The sequence below is a fragment of the Acidovorax sp. 93 genome (genome assembly GCF_003633835.1).
GTDB classification, from domain to species: Bacteria; Pseudomonadota; Gammaproteobacteria; order Burkholderiales; family Burkholderiaceae_C; genus Acidovorax; species Acidovorax facilis.
The window spans coordinates 3,551,632-3,575,690 of the sequence record NZ_RBIT01000001.1 but is presented as its reverse complement, the minus strand read 5'-3'; the positions used below and the strand labels follow the sequence as shown (position 1 = coordinate 3,575,690).

The 24,059-nt window shown below is 64.9% G+C and carries 23 protein-coding genes; 16 read left to right on the top strand and 7 right to left on the bottom strand.

Annotated features, from left to right (window positions below):
• The first annotated feature begins 23 nt into the window (after nt 1-23).
• Together C8C93_RS16255 and C8C93_RS16250 are read left to right on the top strand one after the other, a co-directional pair.
• Nucleotides 24-956, top strand: a complete 933-nt coding sequence (locus C8C93_RS16255) for a 2-hydroxyacid dehydrogenase (RefSeq protein WP_121507578.1) — start codon at nt 24-26, stop codon at nt 954-956.
• 71 nt (nt 957-1,027) lie between these two features.
• Complete coding sequence (locus tag C8C93_RS16250) at nt 1,028-1,384, top strand: nucleotide pyrophosphohydrolase (RefSeq protein WP_199727036.1); 357 nt, start codon at nt 1,028-1,030, stop codon at nt 1,382-1,384.
• Nucleotides 1,385-1,531: 147 nt separating this feature from the next.
• On the opposite strand, the gene C8C93_RS16245 is transcribed toward C8C93_RS16250, so the two are convergent.
• From C8C93_RS16245 to C8C93_RS16235, 3 genes are read right to left on the bottom strand one after another with little or no spacing between them, the layout of a single operon-like run.
• A complete protein-coding gene (locus C8C93_RS16245) occupies nt 1,532-2,569 on the bottom strand; it encodes a DctP family TRAP transporter solute-binding subunit (RefSeq protein ID WP_121507577.1) in 1,038 nt (345 codons plus the stop codon).
• 40 nt (nt 2,570-2,609) lie between these two features.
• Nucleotides 2,610-3,908 carry a TRAP transporter large permease gene (locus tag C8C93_RS16240; RefSeq protein ID WP_121422277.1) on the bottom strand — a complete coding sequence of 433 codons (1,299 nt, stop codon included), beginning with the start codon at nt 3,906-3,908 and terminating at the stop codon, nt 2,610-2,612.
• Nucleotides 3,905-4,462: a TRAP transporter small permease gene (locus tag C8C93_RS16235; RefSeq protein ID WP_121507576.1), complete on the bottom strand. Its 558-nt coding sequence runs from the start codon at nt 4,460-4,462 to the stop codon at nt 3,905-3,907. Before C8C93_RS16235 ends, C8C93_RS16240 begins: the two co-directional genes overlap by 4 nt.
• A gap of 262 nt (nt 4,463-4,724) precedes the next feature.
• Here C8C93_RS16235 and C8C93_RS16230 point away from each other — a divergent pair, with 262 nt between their 5' ends.
• From C8C93_RS16230 to C8C93_RS16205, 6 genes are all read left to right on the top strand, one after another.
• Nucleotides 4,725-5,657 (top strand): LysR family transcriptional regulator, encoded by a 933-nt coding sequence (locus C8C93_RS16230; protein WP_055400828.1) that lies wholly within the window; start codon nt 4,725-4,727, stop codon nt 5,655-5,657.
• Nucleotides 5,658-5,849: 192 nt separating this feature from the next.
• Complete coding sequence (locus C8C93_RS16225) at nt 5,850-6,746, top strand: amino acid ABC transporter substrate-binding protein (protein WP_055400827.1); 897 nt, start codon at nt 5,850-5,852, stop codon at nt 6,744-6,746.
• 113 nt (nt 6,747-6,859) lie between these two features.
• Nucleotides 6,860-7,759 (top strand): amino acid ABC transporter substrate-binding protein, encoded by a 900-nt coding sequence (locus C8C93_RS16220; protein ID WP_121507575.1) that lies wholly within the window; start codon nt 6,860-6,862, stop codon nt 7,757-7,759.
• A gap of 108 nt (nt 7,760-7,867) precedes the next feature.
• Nucleotides 7,868-8,626, top strand: coding sequence for an amino acid ABC transporter permease (locus tag C8C93_RS16215; protein ID WP_055400823.1), 759 nt, complete (start codon nt 7,868-7,870; stop codon nt 8,624-8,626).
• 1 nt (nt 8,627) lies between these two features.
• Nucleotides 8,628-9,293, top strand: coding sequence for an amino acid ABC transporter permease (locus C8C93_RS16210; protein ID WP_055400821.1), 666 nt, complete (start codon nt 8,628-8,630; stop codon nt 9,291-9,293).
• A 40-nt stretch (nt 9,294-9,333) separates the two neighbouring features.
• Entirely contained in the window at nt 9,334-10,071 is a 738-nt protein-coding gene (locus tag C8C93_RS16205) for an amino acid ABC transporter ATP-binding protein (protein WP_055400819.1), read from the top strand.
• Nucleotides 10,072-10,176: 105 nt separating this feature from the next.
• On the opposite strand, the gene C8C93_RS16200 is transcribed toward C8C93_RS16205, so the two are convergent.
• Entirely contained in the window at nt 10,177-11,097 is a 921-nt protein-coding gene (locus tag C8C93_RS16200; RefSeq protein WP_121507574.1) for a MurR/RpiR family transcriptional regulator, read from the bottom strand.
• Nucleotides 11,098-11,196: 99 nt separating this feature from the next.
• On the opposite strand from C8C93_RS16200, the gene C8C93_RS16195 reads away from it, so the two are divergent.
• The 7 genes from C8C93_RS16195 (at nt 11,197) to C8C93_RS16165 (ending at nt 19,084) form a co-directional block, all read left to right on the top strand.
• Entirely contained in the window at nt 11,197-12,378 is a 1,182-nt protein-coding gene (locus C8C93_RS16195) for a M20 family metallopeptidase (protein ID WP_121507573.1), read from the top strand.
• Nucleotides 12,379-12,424: 46 nt separating this feature from the next.
• Entirely contained in the window at nt 12,425-13,414 is a 990-nt protein-coding gene (locus C8C93_RS16190) for a tripartite tricarboxylate transporter substrate binding protein (RefSeq protein WP_121507572.1), read from the top strand.
• Between the two features lie 98 nt (nt 13,415-13,512).
• Nucleotides 13,513-14,583 (top strand): dihydroorotase, encoded by a 1,071-nt coding sequence (gene pyrC / locus C8C93_RS16185; protein ID WP_370109596.1) that lies wholly within the window; start codon nt 13,513-13,515, stop codon nt 14,581-14,583.
• A 51-nt stretch (nt 14,584-14,634) separates the two neighbouring features.
• Entirely contained in the window at nt 14,635-15,492 is an 858-nt protein-coding gene (locus C8C93_RS16180; protein WP_158603276.1) for an NYN domain-containing protein, read from the top strand.
• A 6-nt stretch (nt 15,493-15,498) separates the two neighbouring features.
• Nucleotides 15,499-16,242 carry a DUF3025 domain-containing protein gene (locus C8C93_RS16175; RefSeq protein ID WP_121507570.1) on the top strand — a complete coding sequence of 248 codons (744 nt, stop codon included), beginning with the start codon at nt 15,499-15,501 and terminating at the stop codon, nt 16,240-16,242.
• Between the two features lie 196 nt (nt 16,243-16,438).
• A complete protein-coding gene (gene htpX / locus C8C93_RS16170; protein ID WP_010462430.1) occupies nt 16,439-17,320 on the top strand; it encodes a protease HtpX in 882 nt (293 codons plus the stop codon).
• A 195-nt stretch (nt 17,321-17,515) separates the two neighbouring features.
• Nucleotides 17,516-19,084 (top strand): methyl-accepting chemotaxis protein, encoded by a 1,569-nt coding sequence (locus C8C93_RS16165; RefSeq protein WP_121422284.1) that lies wholly within the window; start codon nt 17,516-17,518, stop codon nt 19,082-19,084.
• A 63-nt stretch (nt 19,085-19,147) separates the two neighbouring features.
• Here the strand turns inward: C8C93_RS16165 and C8C93_RS16160 are convergent, their stop codons facing one another.
• Nucleotides 19,148-20,227, bottom strand: a complete 1,080-nt coding sequence (locus C8C93_RS16160) for a GlxA family transcriptional regulator (RefSeq protein WP_121507569.1) — start codon at nt 20,225-20,227, stop codon at nt 19,148-19,150.
• 126 nt (nt 20,228-20,353) lie between these two features.
• Between C8C93_RS16160 and C8C93_RS16155 the strand changes: the two genes are divergently transcribed.
• The gene (locus tag C8C93_RS16155; RefSeq protein ID WP_121507568.1) at nt 20,354-21,697 is read left to right on the top strand and encodes an amidohydrolase; all 1,344 of its coding nucleotides are present in this window, start codon (nt 20,354-20,356) and stop codon (nt 21,695-21,697) included.
• 30 nt (nt 21,698-21,727) lie between these two features.
• Here the strand turns inward: C8C93_RS16155 and C8C93_RS16150 are convergent, their stop codons facing one another.
• Nucleotides 21,728-22,267, bottom strand: a complete 540-nt coding sequence (locus C8C93_RS16150; RefSeq protein ID WP_121507567.1) for a VUT family protein — start codon at nt 22,265-22,267, stop codon at nt 21,728-21,730.
• On the bottom strand, nt 22,267-23,985 hold the full coding sequence (locus tag C8C93_RS16145) for an NAD(P)/FAD-dependent oxidoreductase (protein WP_121507566.1): 1,719 nt from the start codon (nt 23,983-23,985) through the stop codon (nt 22,267-22,269). The genes C8C93_RS16150 and C8C93_RS16145 overlap by 1 nt, the downstream gene beginning before the upstream one ends.
• Nucleotides 23,986-24,059 lie beyond the last annotated feature (74 nt).

Here is a 24,059-nt window from a genome sequence, read left to right as displayed (position 1 = left end):
TTTTTTCGAGATTGCACTATCCCATGAAGCCTGTACTGCTTGCCCTCATGTTCCTGTCCGAAGAACATCGCGCCCAGATGGCGCAGTCGTTCGAGCTGGTCTACGCGCCCGACGCTGCGCAGGCCGCAGCCGCCATTGCCGAGCATGGCGCGCGCATCACCGTGGTCCTGACCATCGGCGCCACGGGCCTCTCAGCCGCGCAGATCGATGCGTTGCCCGCGCTCACGCTGATTTGCGCGCTGGGCGCAGGCTACGAGAACATCGCCGTGGCCCACGCCAAGGCGCGGGGCGTTGTGGTGGCCACGGGCGCGGGCACCAATGACGACTGCGTGGCCGACCATTCATGGGGCCTGCTGATTGCCGCGCAGCGCCGCATCCTGCCGCTGGACAAGGCCACGCGCGCAGGCATCTGGCGCACGGCCCTGCCGCTGCCGCCCAACGTGTCGCACAAGCGCCTGGGCATCATCGGCCTGGGCACCATCGGCAAGAAGATCGCACAGCGCGCGCTGGGCTTCGAGATCGAGGTGGGCTACCACAACCGCAGCGCGCGCACCGATGTGCCGTACCGCTACTTTGGCGATGTAAAGGCGCTGGCCGAATGGTCGGACTTCCTCGTGGTCGCCACGCCCGGTGGCGCGGGCACCAAGCACCTGGTCAACGCAGACGTGCTGAATGCCCTGGGCGCGCGCGGGGTGGTGGTCAACATCGCGCGCGGCAGCGTGATCGACACCGCCGCCCTGGCCGCCGCGCTGCGCGAAGGCCGCATTGCGGCAGCAGGCCTGGATGTGTACGAGAGCGAGCCCGCGCCCCCGGCTGAACTGCTGGACCTGGACAACGTGGTGCTGACACCCCATGTGGCGGGCTGGTCGCCCGAAGCGGTGCAGGCTTCGGTGGACCGTTTCCTGGAAAACGCTCGCCGCCATCTGGCAAGCGAGGCGCCGGTGTCTCCGCTCTGAAATTTTAATGAAAAATGGCTCTGGCGCTTTATGGATAAGCGCAAGCAGCTATCAAATGAGGAGTTGTGGCAATGTCCCTGGATGTCGATGCCTTGCAGGCGCGCCTGCGCGCCTTTGCCGCCGAGCGGCAGTGGCAGCCGTTTCACACCCCCAAGAACCTGGCGATGGCGCTGATGGTGGAAGCGGCGGAACTGACCGAGATTTTTCAGTGGATGACCCCCGAGCAGTCGCTGGCGGTACGTGATGACCCGGCGCTCACGGAGCCCATTGCCGATGAGGTTGCCGATGTGCTCCTGTACCTGCTGCAGCTGGCAGACCACGCGGGTGTGGACCTGGCGCAGGCGGTGGAGAACAAGCTGCGCAAGAACGCCGTCAAACACCCGGCGCCGTGCGTTGGTGGTGCAGCCGTGGGTGGTCGTGAAATTTAGATGAAAAGTGCCTCTGGCGCTTTACTGGTAAGCGTCGACAGCTATCAATAGTGAAGCGACCGGCTCCCGCCCTGCAAGGATCCAGCGACAGCAAAAAGCCCCGCGAGCGGGGCTTTTGTTGGGGGCTTTGGCGAACCAGCGTCTGGCTTATTGCTTGCGGGCCGCAATCGCCTTCTCGGCCGAGGTGACCAGGTCGGCACCAATCTGGCCCTTCCACTTGTCATATACCGGGCGTGTGGCCTTCACAAAAGCGGCGCGTTCGGCGGGGCTCAGCTGGGTCACCGTCACGCCCAGTGCGGCGATGTCTTTGAGCAGAGGTTTGTCGGCTTCGACCACGCCCTTGCGGGCGAGAGCGATTTCTTCCTTGCCCGCGTCGATGGCGGCTTGCTTGACGATCTCGCGGTCGGCTGGGGTCCAGCTGTTCCAGATCTCCTTGTTCACCACAAAGATCAGCGGATCGTTCACGTAGCCCCACAGCGTGATGTGCTTCTGCGCCACGCTGTGCAGCTTGGCGGCGGTGAAGATGGACAAGGGGTTTTCCTGTCCGTCCACCGCGCCGCTGGCAAAAGCGGGCTGTGCGTCGGCCCAGCTCATCTGCGTGGGGTTGGCGCCCAGGGCGGTGAAGGTGTCGAGGAACAGCGGGGAGCCCACCACGCGGATTTTCAGGCCTTTGAGGTCTTCGGGGCTCTTGATGGCCTTCTTGGAGTTGGAAATTTCGCGGTAGCCGTTCTCGCCCCAGGCCAGTGGCATCACACCGGCCTTGTCCAGCGTGGCGAAGATGCTCTTGCCCACGTCGCCCTGCGTTACAGCGTCCACGGCGGCGTAGTCGGGGAAAAGGAAGGGCAGCGAGAACAGGTTGAGTTGCTTGACCTGGGGCGACCAGTTGATGGTGGAGCCCACGGCCATGTCGATCACGCCCTGGCGCAGCGCGCTGAATTCACGCGTCTGGTCGCCCTGGATCAGCGACACGCCGGGGTAGAGCTTGATGTTGATGCGGCCATTGGTGCGCTCGCGGACCTTGTTGGCCCACAGCTCGCCGCCCTTGCCCCAGGGGAACGCGGGGCCCAGCACCAGCGACATGCGGTATTCGCTCTTGTACGCAGTTTGTGCGATGGCGGCAGGTGCGGTGAAGGCCAGGGCGGCTGCGGCGGCCACGGCAGAGGTGAGGAAGGTGCGCAGTTTCATCGGTTGTCTCCTTGTTGGATGGTGAATGGGTGAGGAAAAATCAGTAGCCCAGCCGCTGGGGCAGCCAGAGCGCAATCTGCGGAAACACGACGACCAGCAGCATCGCCAGCGTCATGGCCAGCACCAGCCAGACGACCCAGCGGGTGGTCTGCTCCATGCGTACACCGGCAATCTTGCTGGACACCATCAGGTTCACGGCCATGGGTGGGGTGAACTGGCCGATGGCCACCGTGAGGGTCAGCACCACGCCGAACCACACCACGTCCCACTGGTAGTGCTGCATGATGGGCATGAGCAGGGGCACAAAGATCAGGAAGATGGAGATGCCGTCGAGGAACATGCCTGCGATCAGCAGCATGACGATCAGCACGCCGAGCACACCCTGCTCGCTCAGCCCCGACTGCACGATGGTGCGGGTGATGGGGTCGATCACTCCCAGGGTGGACAGCGAGAACGCAAAGATGCCAGCCAGCGATACCACCACGAGGATCACGGCCGACAGTTCACCGGCTTCGCGCAGGATGGTGAACAGGTCGCGCACACGGATCGTGCGGTGAATGCACATGCCCACAAACAGGCCGTAGAACACGGCCACCACGGCAGCCTCGGTGGGAGTGAACCAGCCGGCGCGCATGCCGCCCAGAATCACCACCGGCGCGGCCAGCCCCCACGCCGCCTCGCGCAGGCTGCGCCAGAACGGCGGGCGGGGCATGTCGGCCTCAGCGCCACCCATCTTGTGGCGCCGTGCCAGCCACACGGCGGGCACGATCAGCGCAATGCCCGCCAGGATGCCTGGGAACATGCCTGCGGCAAACAAGGCGGGCACCGAGGCGCCCGGCACCAGCACCGAATACACGATGAACGCCACCGATGGCGGGATGAGGATGTCGGTGGCTGCTGCGCCTGCCACCACACTCGCCGAGTAGGCAGCGGGATACCCGGCGCGCGCCATGGCGGCGATCATGACGCCACCCACCGCCGCTGCGGTAGCGGGGCCCGAGCCGGAGATGCCGCCCAGGAACATGGCCACGGCAATCGCCACCAGCGGCAGCATTCCAGGCCCTCGGCCCACGATGGACACCGCAAAGTTCACCAGCCGCAGCGCCACGCCTGAGCGGTCGAAGATCGAGCCCACCAGCACAAACATCGGGATGGCCAGCAGCGGGTATTTGCCCAGGCCTGCGTAGAAGTTCTGCGGCACGGCCAGCAGGCCGAACCAGGGGGTCTCGGCATTGGCCACGGCAATCGCCGTGGCGCCCGCAAGACCCAGGGCCGCACCAATCGGAACGCCCAGAAACATCATGCCCAGGAAGGCGACAAACAGCAGGGTAGCGATCACGGGCGGGCCTTCGGTGCGGTCGATGCGGCCGATGCACGCCGCAGGCGGGCAAACAGTTGCAGTGCCCGGGCTGTGGTCAGCGCGCACAGCACAGGCAGCCAGACGGTGTACCACCACTGCGGCACACCGATGCCGGGCGATGTCTCTTCAAACCGGTAGTCGTCCCACACCACGCGGATGCTCAGCACCGTGATCAGCCCAAACAACAGCGCCACCATGAGAGCGCCGAACTGCGCCAGCACCTGACGCCGGTGCTCGGAGCCGCCATCGGCAAAGAACTCGATGCGTATATGCAATTGGCGCGCCACTGCGGCGGAGCCGCCGACCATGGCCAGCACGATCATCAGGAACACCGATATTTCTTCGGTCCAGGCGAAGGACGCATCGGTGAAATAGCGCAACACCACGTTCACAAAGGTGATGAGCGCCAGGGCGGCCATGGTCAGGACGATGAGCCAGTCTTCCAGGCGCAGGGAGCGGGGTTCGTCAGCGGCAGCGGGCGCTGCAGGCACTATGGGCGCAGAGGGCTGCCGATCGGGAGTGGAGGTGAACATGAACGCGGGGAGTCAGAAGAACACGGGGCAAATGCCGATCTTGCTGCCCGGCGGCGTTGTGCACCTGGGGCGTTGACCGAGGGAGAAGCGGGGTAGACGCGCTGGGTATTATGCGTCGCTCGCTATGCATGCACAGCATTGGTGCGGGGGGCCAGCGCAGCCGGGAGACGCGCATGGAGCCGAGGGCAGCAGGCGCACGGGCCTGTGGAAACCCTGATGCCCGGTGCCAGCACGTTGCAGCGCCCGCGCGGATAATGCGCCGATGGAAACCAAGTGGCTTGAAGATTTCGTCAGTCTTGCGGAAACCCGCAGCTTCAGCCGGTCAGCGCAGCTGCGGCATGTGACGCAGCCCGCGTTCTCGCGGCGCATCCAGGCGCTGGAAGCCTGGGCTGGCACCGATCTGGTGGACCGCAGCTCTTACCCCACCCGACTCACTCCGGCTGGCAAGACCCTGTACGACCAGTCTCTGGAAGTGCTGCAGGCGCTACAGAACACGCGTGCCATGCTGCGGGCGCACACCAGCGCGGGCAAGGACATGATCGAGTTCGCCGTGCCGCACACGCTGGCGTTCACGTTTTTCCCGGCCTGGGTGTCGAGCTTGCACGACAAGTTTGGGCCATTTAAAAGCCGGCTGATTGCGTTGAACGTGCACGACGCCGTGATGCGCCTGGTGGAGGGCGGGTGCGATCTGCTGATTGCCTACCACCACCCTTCGCAGCCCTTCCAGCTGGATGCCGACCGTTACGAGATGGTGAGCTTGGGGCAGGAAGTGATCTCCCCCTACAGCAAGGCCGACGCCGACGGACAACCCGTGCACCGCCTGCCGGGCCGGGCCGGGCAGCCACTGCCCTACCTGGGCTACGCCCCGGGCGCCTATCTGGGGCGCGTGACCGAACTGATCCTGAAGGAATCCGGCACGCCCATCCATCTGGAGCGCGTGTACGAAACCGACATGGCCGAGGGCCTCAAGGCCATGGCGCTCGAAGGCCATGGCGTGGCCTTTCTGCCGCACAGCGCCGTGAAGAAAGAATTGCGTTCGCGCCGCCTGGTCAGTGCAGCACCGGTCGATAGCGAAGGCCTGCAGATGACCATGGATGTGCGCGCCTACCGCGAAAAACCAGCGGGCAAAGAGGCTCCCAAAGGCACGGCACAGGCGCTGTGGATGTACCTTCAAGCGCAGGCCGGGTCATGCTAAGGGTAAATACGGATATAAACAGTTTGCATAGTTGCGCGCGCAAACGGCATTGGAATTTCACGGTAACGACACGTACAGTCGGCGCCATCGCTGGGTCGGCTGCCGCAGCGTGTGCCGTCTAAGAGCAGATTCTTAGTCCCCACGGTGGCACGAACATTGCGAATCCGATCCATCCACTCACCGAGACGCCGTATGAAAGTTCAGCATTGGGGAATTGCCTGGGGCCTTGCCGCTGCAAGCTGCGCTTTCGCGGCCTCTGCGCAGGCCTCGGTGCTGGAGCGCATCAGTGCCGGCGGCAAGCTGGTGATTGCGTACCGTGAATCGTCGGTGCCCTTTTCGTACATCGACACCCAGTCCGGCAAGCCGGTGGGTTATGCCATGGACCTGTGCCTGCGCCTGGCCGAGGTGGTGCGCAAGAAAACCGGCAAGAAGGACATGGAGGTCGAGCTTGTAGCGGTCACGCCGGCCAACCGTATCGCCATGATCGAGCAGGGCAAAGCCGACATGGAGTGTGGCTCTACCACCAACAACGCCGAGCGGCGCCAGAAGGTTGCGTTCACCATCCCCCATTTCATCACGGGTGCGCGGCTGCTGGTGAAGACCTCCAGCCCCATCGACCGTGTGGAAGACCTCAATGGCAAGAAGCTGGTGTCCACCAAGGGCACGACACCGCTCAAGGCCGCCGATCAGGCCAACCGCGAGCGCCTGATGGGGATCACCATTGTTGAGGCGCCGGACCACGCCAAGGCGGTCGAGATGGTCGAGAAGGGCGAGGCCGATGCTTTTGTGATGGACGACGTGCTGTTGTATGGCCTGGCCGCCGGGCGGCCTGACCCCAAGGCGCTCAAGGTGGTGGGCCGCTTCATGACCACCGAGCCACTGGCCATCATGCTGCCCAAGAACGACCCCGAGTTCAAAAAGCTGATTGATGAAGAGATGCGCCGTCTGATCACCAGCCGGGACATCTACCCCATTTATGACAAGTGGTTTAACAAACCCATCCCTCCCAACAACACGGTGCTGAACCTCCCGGTCAGCTACTTGTTGCGCGACTTCTGGAAATACCCCACCGACCAGGTTCCGTTCTGACTAATATCCCGGTCGAGGTTTCTGTTTTTGGAGAATGCGACCTGCCGGCACTGCTGGCGTGGGCGAATCTCTAGAATCCCCCCGTTTTTAGCTTCACACACAAGGAGATACCAATGAAGAAGCATTTGCTCGCGGTTGCCGTGACCGCCCTGGCTGCAGGTAGCGCTTTCGCTCAAGCCACCGATACCCTGGCCAAGATCAAGGCCTCGGGTAGCGTGACGCTGGGCGTTCGCGAATCTTCCGGTCTTTCCTACACCCTGGGTAACGGCAAGTTTGTGGGCTTCCACACTGAAATGGGCGAAATCGTCCTGGCCGACATCCAGAAGCAACTGGGCCTGCCCAAGCTGGATATCAAGTACCAGCCCGTAACCTCGCAAAACCGTATTCCCCTGGTGACCAATGGCACCGTGGATCTGGAGTGCGGCTCCACCACCAACAATGCCGCCCGCCAAAAGGACGTTGCGTTTGCCGTGACCACCTACGTGGAAGAAGTGCGCACCGTTGTCAAGGCCAACTCGGGCATCACGTCCATCAAGGACCTGAACGGCAAGACCATCGCCACCACCACGGGCACCACTTCGGTGCAAACCCTGCGCAAGCATGAGCGTGCTGGCGGCATCGACTTCAAGGAAGTCTTTGGCAAAGACCACGCTGACAGCTTCCTGATGCTGGAAACCGGCCGAGCCGATGCGTTTGTGATGGACGGCTCCATCCTGGCTGCCAACATCTCCAAGTCCAAGAACCCTGCAGACTACAAGATCGTCGGTGAAGTTCTGAGCGTGGAGCCTATCGCCTGCATGCTGCGCAAGGACGATCCAGCCTTCAAGAAGGCCGTGGACGACTCCATCAAGCGCCAGATTGCAGACGGTTCGCTGGCCAAGCTGTACGACAAGTGGTTCATGCAACCCGTGCCACCGACCAACACCAAGATTGGTCTGCCGATGTCCGACGCTACCAAGGCAGCATGGGCATCGCCCAATGACAAGCCCATGGAAGACTACGCAAAGAAGTAATTTTCTGAACGCTTGTGCCCCTTCGGCCAACCGGTTTGAAGGGGCTTTTTTGTTGGGCTCGCAAAGGGTTGCGCCCAACGCAATACCAAGAATTTAAGGGGTGCTCCTATGAGTTGGGATTGGCAGGTGTTCTGCCAGGACACCATGGACAGGGAAGTCGTGCAAAGCTGCTTTGGCAAGGGCGGCGATATCACCTACCTGGACTGGATGCTGTCGGCCTGGGGTTGGACGGTGTCTGTTTCGGTGCTGGCCTTGGTGCTGGCGCTTGTGTTGGGTTCCTTGATCGGGACGCTGCGTACCTTGCAGGACCGGCCCATGATCGTGCGCTTGGGCAATGCCTGGGTCGAGCTGTTTCGCAACATTCCGTTGCTGGTGCAGATTTTCCTGTGGTACCACGTGCTACCCAGCCTGTTTCCGGTGCTCAGGGGCGTTCCTGGCTTTGCGCTGGTGGTGCTGGCACTGGGCTTCTTCACGTCGGCACGTATTGCCGAGCAGGTGCGCTCCGGCATCCAGGCGTTGCCACGCGGCCAGCGGTACGCAGGTCTGGCCGTAGGCTTCACCACGTTCCAGACCTACCGCTATGTGCTTCTGCCCATGGCGTTTCGCATCATCATCCCGCCGCTGACCAGCGAGACGATGAACATCTTCAAGAACTCGTCCGTGGCGTTTGCCGTGTCGGTGGCTGAACTCACGATGTTTGCCATGCAGGCGCAGGAAGAGACCTCGCGCGGCATCGAGGTCTACCTGGCGGTGACGACGCTGTACATCATCTCGGCATTTGCCATCAACCGCATCATGGCCTTCATCGAAAAACGCGCACGCATCCCTGGCATGGTCGTGAGCGGCGCGGCCGGAGGGGGGCATTGATATGAATATCGATTTCTCCTTCTACAACTGGGAGCTGATCTCCAACTTCGTGCTCAAAGGGCTGTATTTCAGCCTGCTGCTCACGCTCATCGCCACCATCGGTGGCGTGATCTTCGGCACGGTGCTGGCGCTCATGCGCCTGTCGGGCAAGAAGTGGCTGGATGTTCCTGCGACCATCTACGTCAACGGCATGCGATCCATTCCGCTGGTGATGGTGATCCTGTGGTTCTTCCTGCTGGTGCCAGCCATCATCGGCCGCCCCATTGGCGCGGAAGTGTCGGCGATCATTACCTTCATCGCCTTTGAAGCGGCCTACTTCAGCGAAATCATGCGCGCTGGCATCCAGTCCATCCCACGCGGCCAGGTGTATGCCGGCCAGGCGCTGGGCATGACGTATGGCCAGAACATGAAGCTGGTGGTGCTGCCCCAGGCGTTCCGCAACATGCTGCCGGTGCTGCTCACGCAGACCATCATCCTGTTCCAGGACACGTCGCTGGTCTACGCCATCGGTGCCTACGACATGCTCAAGGGCTTTGAAGTGGCGGGCAAGAACTTTGGTCGTCCGATCGAGGCATACCTGGCCGCTGCGGTTCTGTACTTCATCATGTGCTACGCGCTGTCCTGGGCGGTCAAGCGCCTGCACCAGAAGATCGCGATCATCCGCTGATCGATGCTGGTGCAAAAGAGATTGGATTGAGGAAAAAGAAATGATCGAACTCAAAAACGTATCCAAGTGGTATGGCCCGGTGCAGGTGCTCAACGAATGCACGGCCACCATCCAAAAGGGTGAAGTGGTGGTGGTGTGCGGCCCCTCGGGCTCAGGCAAGTCCACGCTGATCAAGACCATCAACGCGCTCGAACCCTTCCAGAAGGGCGAGATCACGGTGGACGGAATTGCACTGCACGACCCCAAGACCGACCTGCCCAAGCTGCGCAGCCGCGTAGGCATGGTGTTCCAGCATTTCGAGTTGTTCCCGCACCTGTCGGTGACGGACAACCTGACCATTGCGCAGATCAAGGTGCTGGGCCGCAGTGCGGACGACGCCAAGAAGCGCGGTCTGAAGATGCTCGAACGTGTGGGCCTGATGGCGCACAAGGACAAGTTCCCCGGCCAGCTCTCGGGCGGCCAGCAGCAGCGTGTGGCCATTGCGCGCGCGCTGTCGATGGACCCCATCGTGATGCTGTTCGACGAGCCCACCTCCGCGCTCGACCCCGAAATGGTCGGCGAAGTGCTGGACGTGATGGTGGGCCTGGCCAACGAAGGCATGACCATGATGTGCGTGACCCACGAAATGGGCTTTGCCCGCAAGGTGAGCAACCGCGTGATCTTCATGGACGTGGGCGGCAAGATCCTGGAAGACTGCTCCAAGGACGACTTCTTCAACAACCCCGACGCACGCCAGCCGCGTACCAAGGACTTCCTCAACAAGATCCTGCAGCACTGAACGGTGCTTGCACGCCCGTGCCGCAGGCGTTTGGGGCTTCATAAAGCGCTCTCTGGAGCGCTTTTTTCATGGGGCCCCCAAGGCTGAACGACTGCTGCGCGCAGGCTAGCGCTTGCTCCGCCGACCGGCTGGCGAGGGACTTTCCACGATGAGCTGCGACTCGAAATCCGTCCACAGATCATCGCGCCGCTTCAGTGCCTCGGACACCGCCTTGTGCCGCAGCTGGGCCACGGCCGACACCAGCGCATTGCACAGGAAGAACGCGGCGGTGTACGAGTCGAACGGCGATGCGTTGGACGTGCGCACCTGCAGCCGGTGGTGGGACAGCGCGGCCAAGGGCGCTGCGGCGCTGTCGGTGATCGCCAGCACGTGGGCCCCCGCGTCGCGAAAGCGCTGCGCCACTTTCACCGGCCCGCTGGCGTAGCGGCGGATGCTGAAGACCAGCAAGGCATCTTCGGGCTGGATCCACAGCAGCTGGTCGGTGGCGTCCACCGCGCCAGCCCCCAGTTCGTGCACGCCGGGTCGGCACATGTTCAGGTGCAGTGCCAGCCAGGCGGCCACCGGGGCGCTGTTGATCTGCGCCAGCACAAAGATCCGTCCCTTGCTCTGCGCGATGCGCGCCACCATGGCCTCGAACGCCGCCATGTCCAGCCCGTCGCGCGTGGTGGTGAGGTTGTGCTGGTCGTGCAGCAGTGCGTCGTCCACGCACTGCTGCAGGCTGCGCCGGGTGCCGATGGTGACCGGCGCACGCTGCCCAGCCGTTTGCAGCAAGGCGGTGACCTCGGCCCGCGCCTCGCGCTGGGCCTCGGCATAGCTGCCGTAGCCCAGCTTGGCAAACAGCCGCACCACGGTCGATGCACTGGTGCCGGTGCGCGCAGCAAGGGCGGTGGCGGACTCCAGCAGGGCGTGGGGGTAGTCGCGCCCCAGGGCCTCGGCCAGCGCCCGTTCGCTGGCGGTCAGGTCGGCGTCCTGGCGGGCCAGCCGCTCGGTCAGCAAGGTGCTGGATTCGTGCAATGATGATTTCATAAAATTCTCATTCGTGCAAAATACGTTGCAGAACCTCAGGTCGCGTGCAACACTGCGGCCCAAATTTTGCCCCTACCTGGGGCTTGCCCAAGGACAAAGATGCTCTATACCCTGAACGAAGGCCTGCTGCCGGTGCGTGCGCAGGTCCTGGACTGGCTGGCCAGACAGCAGCAGTCCATGCAAGACCTGTTGCAAAAAGTGGTCAATATCGAGAGCGGCAGCCGCAATGAGGCGGGTGTGACGGCCGTGGCCCATGCCCTGGCCGAGCGCCTGCAGGCGGCCGGTGTGCCGGTGCAGTTTGAGCGCGTGCCTGGCTATGGCGTGCTGCTGCATGCGCAGGTCAACCCGGCAGAGGGCGCTGCAGCCGGTGGAGCGCCCATCATCCTCATGGGGCACATGGACACGGTGTTTCCCGATGGCACCGTGGCCAAGCGCCCTTACCGCGAAGAAGCGGGGCGCGCCTACGGCCCAGGCGTGGCCGACATGAAGTCCGGCCTGGTGCTCAACGTGTTTGTGGCCGAGGCCTTTGCGCGCTGTGGCGGCCTGCAGGCGCCGCTGCAGCTGTTCTTCTCGTGCGATGAAGAGATCGGTTCGCCCGCCACGCGTGACCTCATCATGGCCCGCGTGCGGGGGGCGCGTGCCGTGTTCAACGCAGAGCCCGGCCGCGTGAGCGGCAACGTGGTCACCAGCCGCAAGGGCTCGATGGTGGTGGAATTCGAGGTGCAGGGCGTGGCCGCGCATGCAGGCATCAACCACGCCGCTGGCGCCAGCGCCATCGAAGCCTTGGCCCGCAAGACCTTGGCGCTGCATGCGCTGACTGACCCGGCCACGGGCATCACCTGCAACGTGGGCGTGGTGCAGGGCGGCATCGTGCCCAACATGGTCGCCCCACACGCACGCGCCGAGGTGGACCTGCGCTTTACTGCCGACACCAACCCCGACGAGCTGCTGGAGCGCGTGCGCGCCATCGTCGAAGAAGAGTCCGTGCCCCGCACCCAGGGCCGTGTCATCACCGCGCGCCGCACGATGCCCATGAAGCCCACCCCGGACGACTTGCTGGCTCTTTACCAGCAAGGCGCAAGCGCGCTGGGCTTTGAGGTGCAAGGCGAATTCACCGGCGGCGCGGCCGACAGCGGCCTGACCGCATCGGTGGGCGTGCCCACGCTGTGTGCCACGGGCCCGGTGGGCGGACATGCACACACCGAACGCGAGTACTGCGAGCTGTCCACCTTTGTCCCGCGCGCGCAGGCCGTGGCGCTGGCCGTGCTGTCACACCCTTGATTCTTTCCGTATCTTTTCAACCTGTTTCTTGAGTTCTTTGACCGCCATGAACACCACACCTTCCCGCCGCCACCTTCTGACTACCGGACTGGGCCTTGCCGGTCTTGCCGCGCTGCCTTCCATGGCACAAGATAAGTTCCCTTCGCGCCCGATCACGCTGGTGGTGCCGTTCCCGCCCGGTGGGTCGGTGGACATCATGGCGCGCCAGTATTCCGAGCCGCTGTCGCGCGTGCTGGGCGTGCCCATCGTGGTGGAAAACCGCGCCGGCGCGGGTGGCTCGGTGGGCGCGCAGTATGTGGCGCGCTCCAAGGCCGACGGCTACACCCTGGTGGTGTCGTCGCAAAGCAGCCACCTGGCCAACCCGCTCACCCAGCCCAAGATCGGCTACGACCCCGTCAAGGATTTTGAAAACATCGCCATCCTGGGCCGCCAGCCTAACGCCCTGGTGGTGCACAGCAGCCTGCCTTTCAAGACCTTCAAGGAGTTCATCGACTACGCCAAGAAGAACCCCGGCAAGCTCAACTACGGCAGCGGTGGCGTGGGCAGCATGGGCCAGCTCAACGTGGAAATGCTTAAGGTCTCCACGGGCGTGTTCACCACGCACATTCCTTACCGGGGTGGCACGCCGCTGATCACGGGCGTGCTGGGCAACGAGTTGCAGTTCATCCTCGACAACCTGGTCATCATGCTGCCGCACATCCAGGCGGGCAAGGTGCGCGCCCTGGCCGTAGCGGCCGACCAGCGCCTGCCCCAGCTGCCCGATGTGCCCACCATGGCCGAGGTCGGTCACCCCGAGCTGAACCTCACCTCATGGACGGGCTTGGCCGCGCCCGCGGGCACGCCTGAAGCGGTGGTGCAGACGCTGTACAAAGCCGTGCGCCAGGTTGCCACATCGCCCGCCATGGTGACGAACCTCAAGGAGCGCGGCGTGATCGTGCCCGAAGAGATGCCACCCGCCGCGTTCGAAAAGATGATGGCAGAGCGCCTGGTGAAGTTTGGCGACGTGGTGCGCAAGGCAGGCATCACCGCCGAATGACGCGGTGTTGCTCTGAATTTTGAGTGTTTTTGGCTGCTAGCGCTGGTTGGATATGCGCTGGCAGCTATTAAAACAATAGTTGATAAGCCGATGGGACAATGCTGCCCATGACAGCCGCACTCCACACCCCCACCGCGCCCACCACCCTCACCATCACCCGCCCCGACGACTGGCACCTGCACGTGCGCGACGGCGAGCCCCTGCACACCGTCGTGCCCCACACCGCCGCCCAGTTCGGTCGCGCGATCATCATGCCCAACCTGCGCCCTCCGGTCACCACGGCCGAGCAGGCCCTGGCCTACAAGCAGCGCATCCTGGCCGCCGTGCCCGCCGGCATGAGCTTTGAGCCGCTGATGACGCTCTACCTCACCGACAACCTGCCGCCCGAAGAAATCGTGCGTGCCAAGGCCGCAGGCGTGGTCGCCTGCAAGCTCTACCCCGCCGGTGCCACCACCAACAGCGACGCGGGCGTGACCGATCTGCGCAAGACCTACAAGACGCTCGAAGCAATGCAGAAGGCGGACCTGCTGCTGCTGGTGCACGGCGAAGTCACCAGCAGCGACATCGACCTGTTCGACCGCGAGGCCGTGTTCATCGAGCAGCAGCTCATCCCGCTGCGCCGCGACTTCCCCGAGCTCAAAATCGTCTTCGAGCACATCACCACCAAGGACGCGGCGGACTACGTGGCGGGTGCCGACCGCTTCACCGCCGCCACCATCACCGCGCACCACCTGCTGTACAACCGCAACGCCATCTTCATCGGCGGCGTGCGCCCGCACTACTACTGCCTGCCCGTGCTCAAGCGCGAAACCCACCGCGTGGCCCTGGTGCAGGCTGCCACCAGCGGCAGCAGCAAGTTCTTCCTGGGCACTGACAGCGCGCCGCACCCCGCGCACCTCAAGGAACACGCCAGCGGCTGCGCCGGCTGCTACACCGCCCACGCCGCCATCGAGATGTATGCCGAGGCGTTCGACAATGCCGGGGCGCTCGACCAGCTCGAAGGCTTCGCCAGCTTCCACGGCCCCGACTTCTACAGCCTGCCGCGCAACACCACCACGATCACCCTGCGCCGCGAATCGTGGACGCCGCCCGACAGTTTTGCGTTTGGCGAAGCAGAGCTCAAGCCTTTGCGCGCGGGTGAAGCGCTGCCGTGGAAACTGGTCGGTTAATTTTCTTGCGTAGTGATTGCTGGCCACAGTCCGCCAGCGGAGGGGGCGCCTGTGATCGCATTCTTCATTGATGCCGACAACCTGTGTTCGTCATTGTGGGTAGAGGAAGCAATTCGTACCCTGGAGCTGGGTGAAGGGCCTGTCTCGATTCGCCGCGCCTACGGAAGCGCTGACAAACTCAAGGGCCTTGGAGACGTTCTTCGTACCGCTTTGATTCGCCCCTACATGAACCTGTTGTTGTCGAAGAACACGACAGACATCGCGTTGGCGGTTGACGTGATGGAGATGTCTTTCGCTCCATCACATCCCTCCACCATTGCGATCGGCTCGGGTGATGCCGATTTCGTTCCCTTGGTGCTGCGCCTTCGCGAGCGCGGATTCCGCATGGTCTGTGTGTCGGAGCGGGGAAAGATGGCTCCCGAAGCCGTTTATGCCTATGACAAGGTGTTTTTCGTAGGCGATGGCGCTGGAGAGTCTGCGATCCGCACTTCCACGCTTGAGACTGAGGAAATCAGCAAACCGCCTGCGCCAAAGAAAAGCGCGCCAGCCAAGAAGGCTCCGACAGTAAAGACGGCGGCCAAGAAAGCCGCTGCGCCCAAGGCTCAGCCCAAGGTGACAGCACCTGCGAAGAAGACTGCGACAAAAAAGGCGCCTGCAAAAAAGCCCAGCGCCACTGCCACGGCAACAGCCCCGCAGGTAACGGTGCACAAAATTCTTGAGTCAGCTCCTGCATTGAGTGGAGGGCAATTCCAGCGCTTGGGCGAAATTGCAAAGCTGCTGCACGACGCAAAGTTGTTGGGCAAAAATGCGGCTTCAACGAAGCTGTTCAAGAAGTATCCCCACCACTTTGAATTGCATCCGCAGAAGCAACCCAACCAAGTGCGGTACGTGCTCCCACCCTCGCACTGACTTCTGATGATTGGTTCCGTTGACTGGTCAGTTCCTTGGGTACAACCGCTCAGGGACGTGGGCATTCAGGCGCATGCTAATTGCAGAGCTGGGCTTTCGGTAGCGGACGCACTGAATCGGCTGCGCGATGCGCCTGCGCATTTCGTTCCCCAGTCCGATTTGCCCGACGGCATCGCCTACGAGCAATTCATCTTCGACACCCGCCGTGTCCCCACCCGCGACAACCTGCACGACTTCTTCAACGGGCTGGTCTGGCTGCAGTTTCCGCAGACCAAGCGGCGCCTGAACCAGCTGCAGGCCCAGGCCATTGCGGCCGATGGCGTGCAGGCTGTGCGCGGGCCGCTGCGCGATGCGCTCACGGTGTTTGACGAAAACGGCGCTGTGCTGCAGGCGCCGCCCGTGCTGTGGGACGCGCTCAGGGCGCGAGACTGGCCGCGCCTGTTTGTCGACCTGCGCCCGTTGTGGGTAGAGGCCCGGCTGGTAGTGTTCGGGCACGCGCTGCTTGAAAAGCTGGTTGTCCCTCGAAAACCCATGGTGGCGCATGTGTATCAGGCACCAGGAGCTATTGAATCAATAGCAATTCTGGATGTGTGGCTGGCGCAGGAGATTCAGCCGCAGCCGTGGGCCGCCAAGCCCTTCACCCCGCTGCCCGTGCTGGGCGTGCCCGGCTGGTGGCCGGCCAATGAGGCGACAGGCTTCTATGCCGATGCACAGGTGTTCCGGCCCTTGCGAGTGGCGTCAGCGTCTTAATTCCCAACAAGGCTTGTGTGATAAGGCCCCCGCGCGGGTTTGCACCTACCATAGCGCGATGAAATCGCGGCCAGGGTGGGCAGCCAAGGGATCGCAGTGGCCCGCAGCCCGGGGTTGGGTGCTTGAAGCGCAGCCCCCGGCCCCCATCTGAGCCAGCAAATACACGTTGTTGTTTACCCCACGGAGAAACCATTCCATGAAGCGGATCCTTTTGTTTGTGATGACCAACCTGGCCGTCGTTGTCGTGCTGGGGGTGGTGGCCAGCCTGCTGGGCGTCAACCGCTACCTCACGGCCAACGGGCTCAACCTGGGCGCGCTGCTGGGCTTTGCGCTCGTCATGGGCTTTGGCGGCGCCATCATCTCGCTGCTCATCAGCAAGCCCATGGCCAAGTGGACCTCGGGCGTGCGCGTGATCGACGGCTCCGGCTCGCCCGACGAGCGCTGGATCGTCGAGACCGTGCGCAAGTTCGCCACCGAAGCCAAGATCGGCATGCCTGAAGTCGGCATCTTCGAAGGCGACCCCAATGCGTTTGCCACGGGCGCGTTCAAGAACTCGGCTCTGGTGGCGGTGTCCACGGGCCTGCTGCAAGGCATGACGCGCGAAGAGGTCGAGGCCGTGATCGGCCACGAGGTGGCCCACATCGCCAACGGTGACATGGTCACCATGACGCTGATCCAGGGCGTGATGAACACCTTTGTGGTGTTCCTGTCGCGGGTGATCGGCTATGCGGTCGACAGCTTTCTGCGCAAGAACGACGAGAGCAGCTCGGGCCCCGGCATCGGCTACTACGTGACCACCATCGTGCTTGACATCCTGCTGGGCTTTGTGGCCGCGATGATCGTGGCTTGGTTCAGCCGCCAGCGCGAGTTCCGTGCCGATGCAGGCGCGGCGCAACTGATGGGCCGCCGCCAGCCCATGATCAATGCCCTGGCCCGCTTGGGTGGCATGCACCCGGCCGAGCTGCCCAAGAGCATGGCCGCCATGGGCATTGCCGGTGGCATTGGCAAGCTGTTCAGCACCCACCCGCCCATCGAAGAGCGCATTGCTGCGCTGCAGAACGCGCAGCAGCAAGGCTGATCCGGTTCAACCTGGCCCTTGAAGGCCGCTGCAGGGGTTGCCCCTGCGGCGGCCTTTTTGTTTCTGGGTGGGTTGTTGGCCTTGTGGGGCGGCTCAAGGGTTTGTAACCTTTTGTCGATAACCAGTGGAAACCCAAGCCCGCATGCCGTGCGGGCAGCAGCGGGGTGCCGATCCTTATTCCCACGAGAACACCTTATGTCCATCTCCCATGCACGTGTTGCGGTCCGCCTGGCCCTGGCCTTTGGCGTTGTCTGTCTGGTCATGTCGCTCTCGGCCGCCGTCGGTATCTGGCGGCTGGCGGGGCTGCAGGACATTGCCGACGACCTGGGCGGCGCATCGTCCGAGCGCGCGCTGCTGGCGCGTGAGCTGCACGCCATCGTGGTGCTGAGCTCCGCACGCGCCGAAACACTGCTGGAGATCGACAACCCCGCCTACGCGGCGCGCATCGACGCGGACCGCAAAACCACGTCGGCCCGTTCGTCCGAAGTGCGCAAGCGCCTGGACGAGCTGGCGGCGGACCCGGAATCCCAGGCCTTGTTCGATGCCATCGACAAGGCAGGCAACGGTTTTCGCACGGTGCGGGACGACCTTGTCAAGCGCCGCAAGGCGGGCGAGGCCCTGCCGCCCGACGCCATTGCCAACCAGCTGCGCCCTGCGGCCGATGCCTATGCCGCCTCGGTGAACAAGCTGGCCGAGTACCAGCGCCAGCGTGTGGCCGAGGCCCGCGAGGCTGCCGCCCGCAGCGAGAGCCAGGGCATCACGCTGCTGGCCGCAGGCTCGCTGGTGGGGCTTCTGCTGAGCCTGGCCTGCGCCTGGCTGCTGTCGCGGTCCATCCTGCAGCCGCTGGCCCATGCGTCCGAGGTGACCGACCGCATTGCCGAGGGCGACCTCACCTCCCCCGTGCCCGCGCCGCAGGCGGGCAGCCGCGATGAACTGCAGGCCCTGCTGGCGCGCCTGGGGGGTATGCAGGCGCGGCTGGCGGAACTGGTGGTGGGCATGCGCCAGGCCAGCACCTCGGTGGCCGGTGCCAGCAGCGAGATCGCGGCGGGCAACAGCGACCTGTCGGCCCGCACCGAGCACACAGCTTCCAATCTGGAAGAAATCGCCGCCAGCATGGAAGAACTCCTGGCCACCGTGCGCCACAGCGCCGACGCCGCAGCGCAGGCCAGCACCCTGGCCACCGGTGCCAGCAGCGTTGCCCAGCGCGGGCGCGAGGCCGTGGACCGCGTGGTGGGCACCATGGATGGCATCGCGCTGTCGTCGCGCCGCATTGCCGACATCACCAGCGTGATCGATGGCATTGCGTTCCAGACCAATATCCTGGCGCTGAACGCGGCCGTGGAAGCGGCCCGTGCCGGTGAGCAGGGGCGGGGCTTTGCGGTGGTGGCCAGCGAGGTGCGCAGCCTGGCCCAGCGCTCGGCCACGGCGGCCAAGGAGATCGGGGGCCTCATCAGCGACAGCGTGCGGCAGGTGGACGAAGGAACCAAGCTGGTCCATGCAGCGGGCGGCACCATGGGCGAGATCGTGAACTCGGTGCAGCAGGTGGCCACCATCATTGGCGAGATCAGCACGGCGGCGCGTGAGCAGACCACGGGCCTGAGCCAGGTGGGCGAGGCCGTCTCGCAGCTCGACCAGATGACGCAGCAGAACGCCGCGCTGGTGGAAGAATCGTCCGCCGCCGCGCAGGGCCTGCGGGTTCAGGCGCAGCAACTGGCCGAGCTGGTGGAGGCGTTCCGCCTGCCCGCTGGCAACGCGCTGCGCTGAGCTGGGCAGGGCTGGGCTGGGCTGGGCTGGGCTGGGCTGGGCGGAGAGCAGGAGCGTACCGCTCTACTTCACCTCCACCCGCCAGCGCCGCCGTGGCGCACGCAGCGCATGGCGCTTGCGGTACTCGGCCGGGGCCATGCCGGTGTAGCGCACAAAGATGCGCCGGAACGCCGCCGGGTCGGCGTAGCCGCAGGCCACGGCAATGCTGGGCACGCTTTCCAGCGTCACCTCCAGCATCACCCGGGCACGCGCGCAGCGCAGGCCGTGCAGGTGGTCCAGCGGCGACTGCGATAGCTCCTGCTGGAAATGCCGCAGCAGGGTGCGCGTGCTCACCGATGCGGCCTCGGCCAGCCGGTCCAGCGAGTAAGGCTGGTCCAGGTGCGCCTCCATCCAGGCAATGGCGCGGGCGAGTGTGCTGTCGCGGGTGGCGGGGATGTGCTGCTGTGCGTTGGCCTGCAGCGCCGCGCGGGCGCGCTGGTGGTCGGGGGTCATCACGGTCTCGCAGGCGGCGGCCAGCTCCGGCCCCAGCGCCTGGTGCACCAGGGCGATGGCCAGCAGGTTCACGTTGCTGGGCAGCGCGCAGCTCATCCAGGGGCCGTCGTCCGACAGGTCCTGGCCCAGGCTGTGGCCGATGCTCGGGAAGTCCCGTTCAAACCCCGCGATGTAGAACCAGGGCAGGCAGGCCTGGCGCCCATTCAGCCGCCCGCTTTGCGCCGCCAGCCAGGCGCCATTGCCCATGGTGAGCAGCTTTTGCCCTGCGTCCAGCGCAATGCCCAACTGGCGTGACAGCGCCTGGTGGCGGGCTGCCACGGCACGGATGGCCGGGATGTCTTGCGCGTGGAACGAAGGGATGAACAGCGCCCGGGTGGGGGCCAGCGCCGCATCCTTGTCATCTGGCGCCGTGTAGGCTGCCAGGGGGCTCGGCAAGGGTGCCAGGGGCAGGCCCTCGGCGTCCAGTAGGCGCCATGCCAGGCGGGGTGCTTGTGCACCCATCCGCTGGCTGGCCAGCAGGTTGGCGCCGCGCAGCAGGTCGATGAGCTGCAGGGCACTGCCTGCGGCCGATTCGGGAAGCAGCGGGATGTCCACGCGGAACACCGGGGGCTTGGGCGGCGCCGAAGGCAAGGACGAAGGTGACTGTGGCATGGCGATATTGGCTCTGTGTATGGCGATTTTCGCTTGTCATGAAGGCAGCGTGCGCTTTTAGCATGAACGTGCTTTTCGCTTCCCCACCCAGGCCCTCGTGGCTGTTCACTCCCTACGGATCTGCCCATGCACAAACCCCTCTCTGCCATCGCACTTGCCGCCGGCCTCGTCGCCAGCGGGCTGACTTTTGTCTCTTCGGCCCAGGCCCAGGCGCTGGATGCCGCGGGCCTGCAGACCATCGACGCCGCGGTGAGCGCCGTGGCGCCCAAGATGGTCAGCTGGCGCCGCGACATCCATGCCCACCCCGAACTCTCAGGCCAGGAAGTGCGCACCGCCAAGCTCGTGGCCGAGCACCTCAAGAAGCTGGGCATGGAAGTGCAGACCGGCGTGGGCGGCACGGGCGTTGTGGGCACGCTCAAGGGCGGCCTGCCCGGCAAGGTGGTGGCCCTGCGCGCTGACATGGACGCGCTGCCTGTGCTGGAGAACACCGGCCTGCCCTTTGCGAGCAAAGCCAAGGCCACCTACCTGGGCAAGGAAGTGCCCGTGATGCACGCCTGCGGCCACGACGCCCACACCGCCATGCTGATGGGCGCGGCCGAAGTGCTGGCCGGCATGAAGGCCCAGCTGCCCGGCACGGTGAAGTTCATCTTCCAGCCCGCAGAAGAGGGCGCGCCGGTGGAGCCCGACGCCAATGGCAAGGTGCCCAGCTTCGGCGCCAAGGCCATGATCGAAGCCGGTGCGCTCAAGGATGTGCAGGCCATCTACGGCCTGCACATCACCTCCAACCTGCCCGGCGGCGTGGTGGGCTACCGCAGCGGCCCGCTGATGGCCGGGTCGGACAACATCACCATTCATGTGGAAGGGCGCGGCGGTCATGGCTCCTCACCCTGGGCCACCATCGACCCCATCGTGGCCGCCAGCCAGGTGGTGATGGGCCTGCAGACCGTGGTGAGCCGCCAGCTCAACATCAGCCAGGAACCGGCCGTGGTCACCATCGGCCAGATCCAGGGCGGCACCCGCTACAACATCATCCCCGACAAGGTGGAGATGATGGGCACGCTGCGCACGTTTGACGAAGACATGCGCCAGGAAGCACTCAAGCGCATCACCACGACTGCCGAGTCAATCGCTGCCGCCAGCGGCGCCAAGGCCAGCGTGCGTTTTGGCCCCGTGGCTTACCCCGTGACCACCAACCCTGCGCAACTCACGCAGGCGTCGCTACCCGCGCTGAACCTGGCCATGGGCGGCAAGACCATGGTGATCCCCAAGGTGGCGGGCTCGGAGGACTTCTCGGAGTTCCAGAAGGTCGTGCCCGGCTTCTTCTACTTCCTGGGCGCGCCACCCAAGGGCAAGGAATTTGCCAAGGCTCCGCCCAACCACTCCGCGCTGTTCGACATCGACGAAGACCAGCTGCCGACCGGCGCACGCAGCCTGGCCGCACTGGCCGTGGACTTCCTGCAGCGCAAGTAAGAAGCGAGAAGAAGAGGGGCGCCGCGCGGCTCAGGCCGTGCGGCGGGGCGAAGCCAGTCGGCTGCCGATGAGCAGGCGAAATGGCAGCAGCAGCGCCACGCCCAGCCCCAGCTTCACCGCGAGGTCACCCAGTGCCCAGGTGATCCACGGGTCGCGGGTGCCCCCAAACGCAATGCTCCAGAACACGGCCGTGTCCAGCATGGCCGCCAGCAGCGTGGCCACCAGCGGCGCGCGCCACCAGATGCCGTGGCGCAGGCGGTCGAACACGGCAATGTCCAGCCATTGCGAGAGCAGAAAGGCTGCGCCCGACGCGATGGCAATGCGCGCAGGCGCCAACACCAGCGAGGCGGCCACCGCCACCCCAAACCCCACCCAGGCCACCCGCCGCGCCTGCTGCGGGCCGTGGGCGCGGTTTACCAACTCGCTCACCAAAAAGGCCACCGGGTAGGTGATGGCGCCCCAGGTGAGCCAGTTGTTGATGGGGAACTGCACGAGGATGTTGGACGCCAGCACCACGGCGGCCATGGCCAGCGTGGCCGCTGCGAATGGCGGCCGGTTGGAGGACCGCATCACGCGGCAATGCCCAGCAGGCTGCGCGCCACCGCCTCACCCACCTTGATGCCATCCACGCCCGCCGACAGAATGCCGCCCGCGTAGCTGGCGCCTTCGCCCGCCGGGTACAGGCCCGGCGTGTTCAGGCTTTGCAGGTTCTCGCCACGCCCGATCTTCAGGGGCGATGAGGTGCGCGTCTCCACGCCGGTCAGCACCGCGTCGTGCATGTCAAAGCCCTTGATCTTGCGGCCGAACACGGGCAGCGCCTCGCGCAGCGCCTCAATAGCGTAGCCGGGCAGGGCGGCGTGCAGGTCGCCCAGGGCCACGCCGGGTTTGTACGACGGCTCCACGCTGCCCAGCTGGGTCGATGGCTTGCCGGCAATGAACTCGCCCACCAGTTGGCCCGGTGCGCTGTAGTCACGGCCGCCCAGCACAAACGCATTCGATTCCAGCTGGCGCTGCAGCACGCTGCCCGACAGCGGGTGGAACTGCCCGGCGGGCAGGGCCTCCACGCCATAGGTCTGGCCCAGGTGGGTCTCAAATGCCTGCGCGTCCTGCGGGTAGTCGCGTGGGTCGATGCCCACCACCATGCCCGCGTTGGCATTGCGCTCGTTGCGCGAATACTGGCTCATTCCGTTGGTCACCACGCGGTTGGGCTCGCTGGTAGCGGCCACCACGGTGCCACCGGGGCACATGCAGAAGCTGTACACCGCGCGCCCGTTGGCGGCGTGGTGCACCAGCTTGTAGTCGGCCGCACCCAGCAGCGGGTGGCCCGCGTGGCGGCCCCAGCGGGCGCGGTCGATCACGCCCTGCGGGTGCTCAATGCGGAAACCGATGGAAAACGGCTTGGCCTCCATGGCCACGCCGCGTTGGTACAGCATGGCAAAGGTGTCGCGCGAACTGTGGCCCAGCGCCATCACCACGTGGTCGGCACGCAGCTCGGTGGTCTCGCCCGTGGCCTGGTTCAGCACCTTCAGGCCGCGCAGGTGGCGGGCTTCACCGGTGCCTTCGATGATCACGTCCGTCACGCGCTGCTCAAAGCGGATCTCGCCGCCCAGGGCAATGATCTGCTCGCGCAGGTTCTCCACCACCTTCACCAGCTTGAAGGTGCCGATGTGCGGGTGGGCGACGTACAAAATCTCTTTGGGCGCACCGGCTTTGACGAACTCGCTCATCACCTTGCGGCCCAGGTGGCGCGGGTCCTTGATCTGGCTGTAGAGCTTGCCGTCGCTGAAAGTGCCGGCGCCGCCTTCGCCAAATTGCACGTTGCTTTCGGCATGCAGCTCGCGTTTGCGCCACAGGCCCCAGGTGTCTTTGGTGCGCTCGCGCACGGTCTTGCCGCGCTCCAGCACGATGGGCTTGAAGCCCATCTGCGCCAGCACCAGTGCCGCAAAGATGCCGCAGGGGCCAAAGCCCACCACCACGGGGCGCAGGGGCAGGTCTGCCGGGGCCTGGCCCACAGGGTGCCAGGCCATGTCGGGCGTGGGCTGGATGTGCGGGTTGCCCGCAAACTGGGCCAGGAGGGCGGCTTCGCGCGCGGGCTGCGCGAGGGTGATGTCCACGATGTAGACCGCCAGCAGGTCGGCCTTGCGCGCATCAAAGCTGCGCTTGAAGACGTGCAGGTGGGCGATGTCGGTGTCCGCCAGGCCCAGGATTTGGGTGGCTGCGGCGCGCAGGGGCGCCTCGGGGGCTTCGGCCACGGTGAAGGGCAGCCGGATTTCGGAGAGTCGGATCATGTTCTTGCGGGCCCGTGTCGATCGGGCGGGTTGCAATGGCGTGGGGCCGCGATGATACGGGGTGCTCGCCACCC

Excerpts from the sequence above, each read along its gene's own strand:
- C8C93_RS16255 (WP_121507578.1), top strand. The coding sequence starts at position 24 with ATGAAGCCTGTACTGCTTGCCCTCATGTTCCTGTCCGAAGAACATCGC.
- C8C93_RS16250 (WP_199727036.1), top strand. The coding sequence starts at position 1,028 with ATGTCCCTGGATGTCGATGCCTTGCAGGCGCGCCTGCGCGCCTTTGCC.
- C8C93_RS16245 (WP_121507577.1), bottom strand. The coding sequence starts at position 2,569 with ATGAAACTGCGCACCTTCCTCACCTCTGCCGTGGCCGCCGCAGCCGCC.
- C8C93_RS16235 (WP_121507576.1), bottom strand. The coding sequence starts at position 4,462 with ATGTTCACCTCCACTCCCGATCGGCAGCCCTCTGCGCCCATAGTGCCT.
- C8C93_RS16230 (WP_055400828.1), top strand. The coding sequence starts at position 4,725 with ATGGAAACCAAGTGGCTTGAAGATTTCGTCAGTCTTGCGGAAACCCGC.
- C8C93_RS16225 (WP_055400827.1), top strand. The coding sequence starts at position 5,850 with ATGAAAGTTCAGCATTGGGGAATTGCCTGGGGCCTTGCCGCTGCAAGC.
- C8C93_RS16220 (WP_121507575.1), top strand. The coding sequence starts at position 6,860 with ATGAAGAAGCATTTGCTCGCGGTTGCCGTGACCGCCCTGGCTGCAGGT.
- C8C93_RS16215 (WP_055400823.1), top strand. The coding sequence starts at position 7,868 with ATGAGTTGGGATTGGCAGGTGTTCTGCCAGGACACCATGGACAGGGAA.
- C8C93_RS16210 (WP_055400821.1), top strand. The coding sequence starts at position 8,628 with ATGAATATCGATTTCTCCTTCTACAACTGGGAGCTGATCTCCAACTTC.
- C8C93_RS16205 (WP_055400819.1), top strand. The coding sequence starts at position 9,334 with ATGATCGAACTCAAAAACGTATCCAAGTGGTATGGCCCGGTGCAGGTG.
- C8C93_RS16200 (WP_121507574.1), bottom strand. The coding sequence starts at position 11,097 with ATGAAATCATCATTGCACGAATCCAGCACCTTGCTGACCGAGCGGCTG.
- C8C93_RS16195 (WP_121507573.1), top strand. The coding sequence starts at position 11,197 with ATGCTCTATACCCTGAACGAAGGCCTGCTGCCGGTGCGTGCGCAGGTC.
- C8C93_RS16190 (WP_121507572.1), top strand. The coding sequence starts at position 12,425 with ATGAACACCACACCTTCCCGCCGCCACCTTCTGACTACCGGACTGGGC.
- pyrC (WP_370109596.1), top strand. The coding sequence starts at position 13,513 with ATGCTGCCCATGACAGCCGCACTCCACACCCCCACCGCGCCCACCACC.
- C8C93_RS16175 (WP_121507570.1), top strand. The coding sequence starts at position 15,499 with ATGATTGGTTCCGTTGACTGGTCAGTTCCTTGGGTACAACCGCTCAGG.
- htpX (WP_010462430.1), top strand. The coding sequence starts at position 16,439 with ATGAAGCGGATCCTTTTGTTTGTGATGACCAACCTGGCCGTCGTTGTC.
- C8C93_RS16165 (WP_121422284.1), top strand. The coding sequence starts at position 17,516 with ATGTCCATCTCCCATGCACGTGTTGCGGTCCGCCTGGCCCTGGCCTTT.
- C8C93_RS16160 (WP_121507569.1), bottom strand. The coding sequence starts at position 20,227 with ATGCCACAGTCACCTTCGTCCTTGCCTTCGGCGCCGCCCAAGCCCCCG.
- C8C93_RS16155 (WP_121507568.1), top strand. The coding sequence starts at position 20,354 with ATGCACAAACCCCTCTCTGCCATCGCACTTGCCGCCGGCCTCGTCGCC.
- C8C93_RS16150 (WP_121507567.1), bottom strand. The coding sequence starts at position 22,267 with ATGCGGTCCTCCAACCGGCCGCCATTCGCAGCGGCCACGCTGGCCATG.
- C8C93_RS16145 (WP_121507566.1), bottom strand. The coding sequence starts at position 23,985 with ATGATCCGACTCTCCGAAATCCGGCTGCCCTTCACCGTGGCCGAAGCC.